This is a genomic window from Shewanella sp. ZOR0012 (assembly GCF_000798835.1).
Classification (GTDB): domain Bacteria; phylum Pseudomonadota; class Gammaproteobacteria; order Enterobacterales; family Shewanellaceae; genus Shewanella; species Shewanella xiamenensis.
On sequence record NZ_JTLE01000094.1, the window covers coordinates 1,282,923 to 1,295,182 of the forward strand.

The 12,260-nt window shown below is 45.9% G+C and carries 13 protein-coding genes; 3 read left to right on the top strand and 10 right to left on the bottom strand.

Annotated features, from left to right (window positions below; all coding sequences use genetic code 11):
• Nucleotides 1-7: 7 nt before the first annotated feature.
• Nucleotides 8-484 carry a cytoplasmic protein gene (locus L976_RS07340; protein ID WP_047535579.1) on the top strand — a complete coding sequence of 159 codons (477 nt, stop codon included), beginning with the start codon at nt 8-10 and terminating at the stop codon, nt 482-484.
• A 60-nt stretch (nt 485-544) separates the two neighbouring features.
• Here L976_RS07340 and L976_RS07345 read toward each other — a convergent pair whose 3' ends face one another.
• From L976_RS07345 to L976_RS07385, 10 genes are all read right to left on the bottom strand, one after another.
• Complete coding sequence (locus L976_RS07345) at nt 545-1,609, bottom strand: sulfate/molybdate ABC transporter ATP-binding protein (protein WP_047535581.1); 1,065 nt, start codon at nt 1,607-1,609, stop codon at nt 545-547.
• A gap of 27 nt (nt 1,610-1,636) precedes the next feature.
• Complete coding sequence (gene cysW / locus L976_RS07350; protein ID WP_047535583.1) at nt 1,637-2,488, bottom strand: sulfate ABC transporter permease subunit CysW; 852 nt, start codon at nt 2,486-2,488, stop codon at nt 1,637-1,639.
• Nucleotides 2,489-2,492: 4 nt separating this feature from the next.
• The gene (cysT, locus tag L976_RS07355; protein WP_047535585.1) at nt 2,493-3,317 is read right to left on the bottom strand and encodes a sulfate ABC transporter permease subunit CysT; all 825 of its coding nucleotides are present in this window, start codon (nt 3,315-3,317) and stop codon (nt 2,493-2,495) included.
• A gap of 62 nt (nt 3,318-3,379) precedes the next feature.
• Nucleotides 3,380-4,393, bottom strand: a complete 1,014-nt coding sequence (locus L976_RS07360) for a sulfate ABC transporter substrate-binding protein (RefSeq protein WP_047535586.1) — start codon at nt 4,391-4,393, stop codon at nt 3,380-3,382.
• Between the two features lie 81 nt (nt 4,394-4,474).
• Nucleotides 4,475-4,651 carry a YezD family protein gene (locus L976_RS22280; RefSeq protein WP_052183974.1) on the bottom strand — a complete coding sequence of 59 codons (177 nt, stop codon included), beginning with the start codon at nt 4,649-4,651 and terminating at the stop codon, nt 4,475-4,477.
• 83 nt (nt 4,652-4,734) lie between these two features.
• Nucleotides 4,735-5,367, bottom strand: coding sequence for an alpha/beta hydrolase (locus tag L976_RS07365; protein WP_047535587.1), 633 nt, complete (start codon nt 5,365-5,367; stop codon nt 4,735-4,737).
• A gap of 702 nt (nt 5,368-6,069) precedes the next feature.
• Nucleotides 6,070-7,593, bottom strand: coding sequence for a DUF3300 domain-containing protein (locus L976_RS07370; RefSeq protein WP_047535588.1), 1,524 nt, complete (start codon nt 7,591-7,593; stop codon nt 6,070-6,072).
• Nucleotides 7,594-7,742: 149 nt separating this feature from the next.
• Entirely contained in the window at nt 7,743-9,107 is a 1,365-nt protein-coding gene (locus L976_RS07375; RefSeq protein ID WP_047535589.1) for an ATP-binding protein, read from the bottom strand.
• Entirely contained in the window at nt 9,100-9,795 is a 696-nt protein-coding gene (locus L976_RS07380; protein WP_047535591.1) for a response regulator transcription factor, read from the bottom strand. Before L976_RS07380 ends, L976_RS07375 begins: the two co-directional genes overlap by 8 nt.
• A 1-nt stretch (nt 9,796) precedes the next feature.
• A complete protein-coding gene (locus L976_RS07385; protein WP_037423775.1) occupies nt 9,797-10,099 on the bottom strand; it encodes a PepSY domain-containing protein in 303 nt (100 codons plus the stop codon).
• A gap of 350 nt (nt 10,100-10,449) precedes the next feature.
• Between L976_RS07385 and L976_RS07390 the strand changes: the two genes are divergently transcribed.
• Both L976_RS07390 and L976_RS07395 read left to right on the top strand, forming a co-directional pair.
• Nucleotides 10,450-11,370, top strand: coding sequence for a choice-of-anchor H family protein (locus L976_RS07390; protein WP_047535593.1), 921 nt, complete (start codon nt 10,450-10,452; stop codon nt 11,368-11,370).
• 305 nt (nt 11,371-11,675) lie between these two features.
• Entirely contained in the window at nt 11,676-12,137 is a 462-nt protein-coding gene (locus L976_RS07395) for a hypothetical protein (RefSeq protein ID WP_052183975.1), read from the top strand.
• Nucleotides 12,138-12,260: the final 123 nt, after the last annotated feature.

Genomic DNA, 12,260 nt, shown 5'->3' on the forward strand with positions numbered 1-12,260 from the left:
CAGCGCTATGCAAGTTATCTTCACTAAAGGTTCGACCCGTTACGCTCAATTACGTTGTGTTCGCATGGATGGTAGTGCCACACAAACTCAGATGCCTGAGCAGGGGATTGCTCCCCACGATATGATTCACTACGTCGTTGAAAAACGCCTGCGGATTCAGGGGGCTTTCTTCTCACAAATACGTGCTGGTGCCGATATCAATTTCACCCTTGAGCATAACGAAGCTTCTTTAGCGGTTGCTGATAAAACTGATATTTGGCAAACCGAATCGATCGTCGAAGCGTTGCAATCTCTGCTATGGTCTGCTGATACGCCTAGCTATGCGGGATTTATCTATTTACTCGAGCAGGCCTGTAGTAACCGTAAATTAGCCGTACCTGAGATTTCACAATCTGACTTTGAACATATTATCAATGAGATAATGGAGCTTACCATCGAGTGGCAAGGTATGGGAGAAGGCCAGTCCTTGACCCTAAAGTTTTAACGACTGAGTTATCAATAAGAGCGCGAATCTTCGCGCTCTTTTGCGACACACTCTAAACCGTTAAATACCCTCTCCTAGAAACACTTTGGAATAGCGCGGCTGTATCCAAGCATTATCGCCTTTACTGATCCCGAGCTGTTTAAATTGCACTTTGGACAGTTCAACGTGGATCAGTTGCTCATCTATTTCAGTCAATACTTCTAATCGTGCAACTGGGCCGACAATGGTTACTAGATCTAAGTTAACTTTTATAGCATTTTCCGTTGGTTGGGTTAAAACTTCGATTTCATGTGGACGTACATAGGCTAAACCTTGTTGTTCTTCTCTCTCCGCATGTTCTGGTGAGGGAATATGAATATTGCCGATAGTGCTATGGCCGTGTTTTACCCTTGCATGGAATAGGTTTACGTTACCCAGAAATTCATACACAAACGGATTACTTGGGGTGTCATAGACTTCTTCTGGTGTGCCTTGCTGCTCGATACGACCTTTATTCATCACTACAATTTTATCGGCCACCTCGAGTGCTTCTTCCTGATCATGGGTGACAAATACTGTAGTCACATTGATTTCATCGTGTAAGCGTCTGAGCCAACGGCGTAATTCAGCGCGAACTTTTGCATCAAGTGCGCCAAAGGGTTCATCAAGCAGTAGGACTTTTGGCTCTACCGCCAATGCGCGTGCGAGGGCGATGCGTTGTCTTTGCCCACCAGAGAGTTGTGATGGATAGCGATCAGCGGTCCAATCTAATTGGACGAGTTTGAGTAATGAATGCACCTTCTCGGCAATTTCCGCCTTGCTTGGGCGTGTTTTTCTTGGCCTGACCGTCAGTCCATAGGCTACATTTTCGAACACAGTCATATGCTTAAATAGGGCGTAGTGTTGGAATACGAAGCCGACGCCACGCTCACTCACATGTTGAGTGGTAATGTCTTCACCGTTGAATTTGACGATTCCGCTGTCGGCCTGCTCGAGTCCGGCAATGATACGTAATAATGTTGTTTTGCCTGAGCCAGATGGACCTAACAGGGCTGTTAACTCGCCTGTTTTTATCTCTAAGTTCACAGAGTCAACCGCGACAAAGTTACCAAAATGCTTATTAACTTGCTGGATATGTATGCTCATAGTGGTCTCTTCAATAAAGTAGTGCGCTTAGTGGGTTTTATGTTTACGTTCATCTTTCCACTCCACCATGCTTTTGAGCACGATAGTCACCAGTGCTAAGCCTGTGAGCAGGGACGATACTGCAAATGCGGCTGTAAACATGTATTCGTTGTAGAGGACTTCTATATGTAGCGGCATAGTATTGGTCTCACCGCGAATGCGACCTGACACCACAGCGACCGCGCCAAACTCGCCCATCGCACGGGCATTACAGAGGATCACGCCGTAGAGTAAGCCCCATTTAATATTCGGTAGCGTGACGTACCAGAAGGTTTTCAAACCATTGGCGCCTAAGGTTAGCGAGGCTTCTTCCTCATCTTTGCCCTGTTGTTGCATCAGTGGGATCAATTCGCGCGCCACGAAGGGTAAAGTGCCAAACATGATGACAATGATGATTCCTGGGACGGCAAATATGACCTTTAAATCATGGGCAGCGAGCCAAGGTCCAAACCATCCTTGGGCACCGAAGAGGATCACGAAAATCAATCCCACGACGACAGGTGAGATGGCAAAGGGCATATCAATAATCGAGATCAGTAAGGTTTTTCCCCTAAACTCAAATTTAGCAATAGCCCAAGCGATTGCTACGCCGAAAATAGCATTGGTTGGTACAACAATAATTAATACCAGTAACGTTAAGCGAATGGCCGCAAGCGCGTCAGGATCTGTGATTGCTTGCCACCAAACATTAATACCAGCCTCGAAAGCACCGTAGAGTACGACTGCTAAGGGTAGAACTAAAAATAACGCGAGAAAACTTAACGCAAGGCCAATCAAACTCCACTTTATCCAAGGTGCTTCTGTGGTGGCGTGGTTGGTTGCCGGAGATAAGGTGTTCATTCAGTTAGCCTCTTTTACTCGCCCACCACTGTAGGCTATTAATGATTAACAATAAGATGAATGCGGCTGCGAGCATAACTACGCCGATGGCGGCGGAACCGTTATAATCATATTGCTCAGCTTTGGAGACGATCAGTAGTGGAGTAATTTCGGTGCGATAGGGCAAATTGCCTGAGATAAAAATCACAGAACCATATTCGCCCACCGCTCTGGCAAACGCTAAAGCGTAACCCGTCAATAATGCAGGCAATACTGCAGGTAAAATGACTCGTTTTATCGTTGTGAATCGACTCGCACCAAGGGAGGCTGAGGCTTCTTCTAATTCCTTAGAAAAGTCGGCTAAAACGGGTTGAACGGTGCGAACTACAAAGGGCAAGCCTATGTAAGTTAAAGCAATAACAACGCCTATCTCACTGTAGGCGACTTTAATGCCCCATAAATATAGATATTGGCCAACCCAACCCGTGGTTGAATAGAGCGTAACCAATGCAATACCAGCCACTGCAGTGGGTAATGCAAACGGGAGATCCACCAAAGCATCAACGACTTTCTTACCTAAGAACTGATAGCGCACAAGCACCCAAGCGACTAACGTACCAAAGACAGCGTTTATCGTGGCGCCAATAAAAGACGCCGCAAATGATAGTTTGTAGGAGGCTACAACCTGAGGATGACTAATTGCGACCCAAAAATCAGCCCAACTCATTTGCAGCGTAAACAGGAGCAATCCAGCCACAGGGAGTAGAAACAGGAGGCTTAAATATAAAACTGAGAAGCCCAAGGTAATACCAAAACCTGGCAAAACCGATTTCATAGCTGCCTTACTCATATTCTTATTCCATGGTGAATCAAGTAGATAAGCGGTTTCTCGTGGACGAAACCGCACAAAGTTTATTTACTGATTTTGCTTAAAATGGCGTCGAAATAACCACCATCATTGAAATGAGTTTGTTGTGCCTTGTTCCAGCCACCGAAGACGTCATCAATAGTAAATAGGGTTAACTGGGGAAACTTATCCTTATATTGATTAGAAATGGTTGGATTGGCTGGGCGATAAAAGTGTTTCGCAGCAAGATGTTGCGCTTCATCAGAATAAAGCTGAGCCAAATAGGCCTCTGCCAGTTTGCGAGTTCCTTTGCGAGCAACATTTTTATCGACAATAGTGACGGGTGGCTCTGCAAGAATACTGACACTCGGGACAATAATCTCAAACTCCCCTTTACCTAGTTGTTCGACAGCCAGAAATGCTTCGTTTTCCCAAGCGATAAAAACATCACCAATTTGTCGTTGTACAAAAGTATTGGTCGCACCGCGGGCGCCTGAGTCCAGCACTGGTACGTTTTTATAAATCTGCGTGACAAACTCTAACGCTTTTTCTTCTGAGCCGTATTGCTTCAGTGCATAACCCCAAGCGGCGAGATAGTTCCAGCGCGCCCCGCCTGAAGTTTTAGGATTCGGGGTAATAACCTCTACACCTTTGCGGGCTAAATCATTCCAATCATGGATATTCTTTGGATTTCCTTTACGTACTAGCAACACAATAGTTGAAGTGTAAGGGGAGCTATTATGCGGGAGGCGGCTTTGCCAATTTTCAGGAATTAAATCTGCTTTTTGTCTCAATGCATCAACATCATAGGCTAATGCTAGAGTGACAACATCTGCTTCCAAGCCATCGATAACTGAGCGAGCTTGCGAGCCTGAGCCACCGTGAGATTGACGAACGGTAGGAGTTTTATGGCCTTGTTTTTGCCAATATTGGCTGAAGAGTTGATTATATTCCCGATAAAATTCACGGGTTGGATCATAGGAAACATTCAATAGCGTATCTTCAGCGAGCGCGAGAAAACTAGCCGAGGCCAAAACTAAGGTGAGTGTTGCTTTTTGTAGGTGAGATAAAATATTCATACCGAAATCCTCATATTATTTAATAAGGCTTCCGGTGGACCGGTCAGCGATGTTGGGTTGTCACTAATTATCTTTTTACAGCTACTTCGATTGGGATAATTGGTCTAATCGAAATTTCTCTTTCTTTTCTAGTTGGACTAATTTCCCATGGTGAAAGGTTAATTCCACCGTTCCAAACTCAATACGCCCGAGCAATTTTTCAAGGTTGTTGAGCAGCGTTGGAACTAAGGTTTGCTCTAACTCTTCTTTGGTTGCCATTGATGCCCTCATTTAGTGGTTTTTGACACCATAACGATGATTATAGGGTAACATTGATAACTAAAAAGGTGTATTTTGTGATTTTATATTCCATTTTGAAATAAGCGTGGTGTGATTTTGTCTTGAGCTATGTTTATGGATGGCATTGGTGGCACATTTTCATTTTTAAACAAAAAATTACCTACCAGAACATCAATCAGTGGCCATTGCCCATGCCCTGAATCCACGTTGATATGGCCACTTAAGCCTAGGTTAATGGTCGGGAAACCAAAGGATTTGGCCAATGAAGCTGCTTGATTGAAAGGCATCCAAGGATCGTTTTCACTGGCAATCACTAGACCTGTGACACCAAGTGTTTGTTTCGGTAATAAATTCCTAATTGTCGGCGTGCCATCGTGTTCGGGCAGAATATGGCCATTTTCTGAAAAGCGTTCTGGTGATGCAGGTGCAACTAAAATCGCCGTGACTACTCGTTGTGGATGACGAGCAATTGCTAGGCTTGAGGCTAAGCAGCCAAAACTGTGGGCTAAAATGAGGATTTTCCCCTCGATGTTATCCATTGCACGGGATATTGCATCGGCCCAAATATGGATTTTCGGTTCTAGTAAAGGTAAGTCATTGACCCATAAAGATGATGTGTACTTTTGAGCAATCCAACTTTGCCAATGTAAGGGGCCGCTGCCACCAAATCCTGGCACTATTAATAACGTAGTCATATTGTTTCCTCCGAGTGTGTGTCGATACAACCTCAACTCATAAAACGATAAAGCCACATTTTAGGCTTCTCTATGACTATATAACTAATTTTGGTTATTAAAATCTGTTTATTTAGTTTATTTGGAAATATGAGATGAGTTTAGGATCTTAATCGAAAGACGGTTGATCCTCACCAGCGCAACAATATGTCCAGAAGGTAGTTGTTTGTGGGACTAAACGGGAAGCCGTGCTTAATTAATACCAATCGTATTAAATATCTGTTCATTCAGCGGGAATTGAACGCGCTTTAGACTAGGCGAAGGCTTGAAGGCATAGTGGTGCTCTGTCGAAAGCCTTAAACGCAGTATAAAGCGCGTTGAAACCCGCCCTTTGGGAGCCACACAGGCATCCCACTCCGGTGTTGCATTGACTTAAAAGGGAATGACCATTTCTGCGTCAATGCGCCTTGGATTGAAATGCCTGTGAGGCTCTGAACTGATTAGATATTTAATGTGATTGGTATAACCTTAACTTTGGATGATAAATGCATATCAAACAGATCGTTGCACCGCTCACAGTGTTGAATTGACTTGTAATAAACTCGCTATTAACGCATCAATTCGCCCTATCATTGGTACAACGCGCAAGTTTGAGGGGACATTACTTGAGTTTTTTGCTGTATTGATGGCATTTATCCATTGCTTAACCTGAGTTGAAGTTAATTATTCCCGGTGGCGACGTTCTTGGCTCTGAGTCGAGCGGCCTTGATTACGCTCCACACTGTGTGCGGCCTGCATGTGTTGGCGCGGTTCGCTCTGTCTTACACTAACCTCTTCCCGCTGTCTTGGTGTGGTGTGACGGGGTTGCTCCATCCGCTGTGGCTCTGGGCGTCTGATCTCGGGGCGCGTTTCGTGTCGCTGTGGCTGAGCTCGGGTTTCAACATGGCGAGGTTGTTGATCGCTACTTTGATACTCTCGCGGTTGATACTGCCGCTGCCAACTGTCATTAGTCTGCTCCCTCATCGTCTTCGCCTGATTTTGTCTCACTTGATTATCATGGCGGCCATTGTCGCTACGCTCTTTTTGGCGATGCTCTCTCTGGTAATTGTCTCTGTGAGTTTGGGATGAGTCCATTGGCGTCGCTCGACGCTCTTTTAACTCGGCCTGAGTATGTTGCAAGTTAGGCGTACGTTCACGGCTATAGCTATAGTGGTTGCCTCTGTCCTTATCTTGGCGCTTGTTATAACCCTCGTTGTCGCGGTTATAACGTGCGTCTTGATGTTCCCGTGATTTCGAGTATTGGCTGGTAAAGTGCTGACCACTACCGCTGGAGTGAGAATCACGACCACGGTATTTGCTGTCACTGTAATAGCGTTGTTTTACTGCTGGATTATGGTAAACCACGCCGCGTCTGTGCTCGGGTTTATGCTTCCAAGACTGCGCGCCATGGCTGACCGAGTACCTTTCCCGTGGACGATAATGGTGTGAGTGATGGTGATCTATCACCACCACTTTATGGCGATGCCAATGGAACGAGCTAAAGAAGTAGTTAAAGGAAATGTGGATCCCGGGTGACCAGTAAAAGTAACTGTGACTTGGGCGATAAGGGTTGCTTACATAGCCGCCAAACTGCCAATAAACGGGCGGATAGGCCACGCCCCAGCGCCAAGTGCCGTAAACTACGCGGGGATCATAATAGGGTACATATACCACTTCGCGGCGTACTGGCTCGATGATGATCTGATTGTTGGCACGGGTCACCGCCATATTATCCATATTGGCCAAGCTGTTGGCTTTGTCCGCCTGTTGTCTGAGTGATTGTATGCCGTCCATCACTTGGCCCTCATTGGCCAAGAAGGCTTCGCCAAGCCGTTGGGTCCAATCCAAATCTTCACTCATTTTTTGCAATACATTGGGGAAGGCCATCAGTGCCTTAACACTTGGGTCCCAGCCCTTATCTTCGGTGCGCGACATCACTTGTTCGACCGATAACTTAGGATGATCCTCTAGCCAACGCTGTGCTTGTACCACTTCGAGGGGGTAGGTTGAGGCGATCAAAATATGGCTCAACAAACTATCGGGATAGAGGGCAATTGGCGCGAGCATTTGTTCGAGTTCAGCCTGACTGAGTGAAGCACTTGAACCTTGGCTGACGGATACGCCTGTGGCGTGCGTTGGTGCGGTGAAAGGCAGGGCAACTAATGCCGCCGATAACACTAACCAGTTCCATCGATGTAATCTGTTCATGGTTTGCTCCAATAATCCTATTTGAGGATGTTATTGGCATCATAGGCGCTTGAATATGAACATAAGCTGAAAGTATGTTGTGCGGCAAAAAGCGCGTTGCAGATTTATTTTATTACCAATAAAACGATATATGGTATTGAAAATAAAGATTAAACTGAATGAGTAAAACTAACGGTAAACTGGGCTCCGCCTAAGGTTTCTGAACGCGATACGGAAATTCGGCCGTTATAGCTATCCACTAAATCGCGGACAATCGCGAGGCCTATGCCGTTACCTTGGTGATAAGAGTCGGCGCGGATCCCGCGCTCAAAGATTTGTGTTTGCAAGGCATCGCTAATCCCTGGACCATCGTCCTCAATACAAAGTTGCAATTGATAGGCATTGCCAGTGACGGTTAATTTGACCGTTGATTTGGCGGCTTTGCAGGCATTGTCGAGCAAGTTACCTAAAATCTCAGTGAGATCAGCTTCATCACCTTTAAAGACCGCCAGTTCAGCGATGTCGCCACTGAGGTTAATCTGCGGCTCTCGATAAATCTTGGCTAAGGTGCGTAGCAGTTTATTGGCGACCTCATCCACCTTAATCCCTAAATGCCAGGAGGCGGCCGCCGCGGTTTGGGCACGTTTGAGCTGGTGGCTGATAATGCGGCTGATGTTCGACACTTGCTCACTCGAGGCTTCACTTAAATCCACCTGACTTTTAATCACCGCCAGTGGCGTTTTTAGGCTATGGGCTAAATCCGCAAGGGCATTGCGATAGCGTTTACGCTGGGTTTGCTCGGTATTGAGTAGGATATTCAATTGCCGTGCGACCGCCTGTAACTCGCTGGGGTACTGGCTGCTCAGCTGGGTTGATTTACCTTGTTCCACATCGTGCAGCTCTTGGGTAAAGCGCGCCAGCGGCCTAATGGTCCAAATCAACCAACTCAATTGAAACACCAGCATCACCAAGATTAATATCAGTAACCAAGTCCAAAGTTGTTGATTAAATTGGGCTATCTGCTGCTGAAACTCCTGTTCATCCTTAATGATATGGATAGTCACCGGCACATTTTCATTCAGGCTGGCAAAGCTCACGCTAAAGCTGTAGATAAGGTGTGGCGCGCCCGCGAGGTCGATTTGCTCAAAGGCACTTTTGCCCGTTGGAGGAATGGTGAACTGTGCTGGTGGCGTGATGCCCATAAACGACTGCGAATGCCAGACGATACTTTGTTTAAGCTCGGCATTCTCTGTAGTCGCGATGGCATAAAGCCCTGATTGAATAAGGTTAAAGCGGTTCTCGAGTACTAATTCAGGGATAAAAATCCGTTTATTTTCGACCTCAGTGACCGCTAATATCGAATACACATAGGCACTCAGCTCATTTTTAGCGGCACTTTTTACCTGCTCGGCAAAGGCGTCATTGAGGGCGACGCCAATCAGCGGCAGTAGCACTAAGATAAACAGCAGCGCGCTAAGGACGAGCCGAGTTTTGAGGGAGTTTAATAACTGCCAGACAAGCGCGCGCTTACTCATCAGTACCTTGCTCAGGAGCAATGACTCTTAAACGATAGCCTTGGCCGCGCAGGGTTTCGATTAGATTGTATTGGTTATCGGGGTCGAGCTTTTTGCGTAAACGGCGGATAAAGACTTCGATAACGTTAGAGTCGAGATCAAAATCCTGATCATAAATATGTTCGGTGAGTGCTGTTTTAGATTTCACTTCGCCTTGATGCAGCATAAAAATCTCAAATAGCTTGTATTCAGAGCCGCTTAGCGTGACGAGTTCGTCCCCTTTGCGGACCTCTAAGCTACTGGTATTTAAACTAAAGGGGCCGTTAGTGATGATTGGGCTTGCCTTACCTGCCGAGCGGCGGATCAAGGCTTTGAGCCGAGCCACTAATTCTTCGGGATGAAAGGGCTTAGTGAGATAATCGTCGGCACCAGCATCGAGGCCTTCGACTTTATCTTGCCAGCTGTCGCGCGCGGTTAAAATTAAGATCGGGAAAGCGCGCTCTTTTTGGCGAATGCGGCGGATAAGGCTAATACCGTCGAGTTTAGGTAAACCGACATCAATAATGGCTGCGTCATAGTTATATTCAACGGCTTGAAACAAGCCCTCTTCGCCGTCACTGGCGGCATCAATGCTGTAATGGGCATCAAGCAAGTGTTGTTTTAAGTTGGCTTGCAGTGCTAAGTCGTCTTCAACGAGTAAGAGTCGCATATTAATTCCTCGACACGCGTCCTGTAGCGGCATCCACCGAAACTGAAAAAACCTGGCCATCATTATTGAGGATTTTGACTCTATAGCCTGAGCCGCTCGACTGCACGCTGAGCACTTTGCCTCGATATTGACGCTGTGCCATAGCCACGGCTTGGTCTGGACTATTCACCACAAGGCGGCGCTGCTCATTCTTAACGCCTTGGTCGCGCGATTGATTGCGATCATCGTGTTTATCATTGCCCGCTATGCAGCCAAAGGAGGCACATAAACAAGCGACTAGGGTCAGTGTCAAACCAAGTTTCATATCTGTTACCCGTACAGGTTCGGCGATCTTAAGTAAGTGGCGAGCTTGATAGCTTATCGAGTCGACTAAGAATACCTCATCACCATAACAAACACATAGAGATCAGCCAATTGGTAAACACAATTCCTTTAAAATTCACTGTGATTCGTGAGATTTTATCGAGTTAATCCTCATCGAACCTCTTTACATATCAGGAGTCATATCCTGTGACATATTAGTAGTGTTAACCACAGCAGATGAATTAAGGCTGAACAGCAGTGTTGCTCTGAAATACAGCATTCAGCTTATGTTCACCTTGAGTGCCCTCTAATGTCACCAATTTGAGCGGATTATCCAATGGGGTATTCAAGATGAACACAGTGAAACAACAAGTTATCGCAACCACGACTTATGTGAAGGCTGTGGTATTGGCCAGTGCATTACTGGCATCGACAATGGTGAGCGCGCAGCCGAGCGACGAGTCAAACTTGGCACCTTTTAGTGCAGCGAGTATTGGTATGATGAAAAAGACCGATGCCGAGCAAGCCGTCAAGCAAGAGCAGCAAGCCTTAAGCCTATTGCAACAGTCGGCTCCCGCTCAAAGTGTAGCGGAAGCTACTGCCGCTGCGGTTAAATCGCTGGCACCGTCCTTCTCGGCACAAGGTGCGAATGTTCAGCGAGTACAATTGATGGGTGCAACTCCCATGACTCGCGAACAAGTGATCGCCAAACATACGAGTCAGCCGATCCCCAGTTCAAGCGCCGCCACTGAAGATCCCTATCGCGCCCCTATTTATCACAGCTTTGCGATTTTCGATGCCAGCAGCCGTTTGTTTGAAGACTTTGATTACGATGGGTTTTATCAAACCTTTAGCGTAACCTTCGATGTGGATGTGTTTGGCGCATATCTTAATGAGCGCGCCGACCTGTTTGCCGAGTTATACCTCAGTCGTAACGGTGGCCCTTGGGTGCATTACTACACCACGGACGTGTTTACCATCTACGGTGACTCGACTCAGGATGATTACGAAGTGCTGACCACCCTCTACACTGGCTATCAAACGGATCACTACGATGTATTAATCGATGTCTATGAGGTTGGTTATAGCGATATTGTCGCCACCATTAGCGCCGATGATACCGATGGCTTATATGCCTTGCCGCTAGAAAGTCGTGATCGCGATAGCTCTGGTGAGGTCATTATTGTCGAAGAAGGCGGTGCTGTTTCTTTCTTTGCTCTGCTTGGCCTAGGACTGTTGGCGGTACTGCGTAAACGTGAAGAGTTTATTTAAGATTTGATTTTGATATGCAATTTGACTGAGTTTATCAAAGGCCATACTGACTATGCACGCAGAGTAAGAAGTCGGTCTCACCCTAACAAGGCAGCGTATCCATCGATACGCTGCTTTTTTATTTCAAAATGCACACCGCAAAACAAGCAGAAAGCATGCGTTTGCGCACTTTCTACCCAGAATGATTTTTGTTATTGTGGAAATCAAATTTTAAATCAGTGAGTTGTGAATAATTTTGCCAAGTGTTGGTGGTGAGATTAGACGCAAGCGCACGATATAAATCGTTATGTATACAAGGAAGGGTAATGTCTTCGATCTACGAAAAAGAAGAGCTATCAGGTAGCGATGTACAAAATGAAGTATTCCAGCGAATGGAGAAATACAATGATAAGTCCTTCTTAGAATGTTTTTCGATTTACCTTGGTACGGCACAAATTCTCGAGTTTGCCTTAAAAAAACTTTTAGAGGAATCTTTTGACATACCTGAGTCGGAAACGGAAAAGCTCACACTTGGGCAGTCGCGAGTAAAACTAGAAACTGTTGGTTTACGAGCCGATTATACAAAGCTATTAAAGCAAGTCGTTAAAGATCGAAACCATGCCGCTCACGAGTTATTAGCTAACCAAGTATTGATTGGGAACTTAGGCGTAGAGTTGAGCGAACGTGTGCAATTCAATGAATTAAAGCATTTTATTTATGGCTTGGAGCAAGCTGTATTTCTGTTTGATTATTTTCAGCACAACGATGCATGGGTTGTACCTACTTAACTGATAAGAAGAAAGTGAAAGAAAGTGGACACCCATCTTAAAACGTCGATTTTTTTCGATGATGCTGCCCAAGTACTTTTAAAGGCAGCTATTCAAGCCACTTTGGCCTGAGTAAGTTGTGGG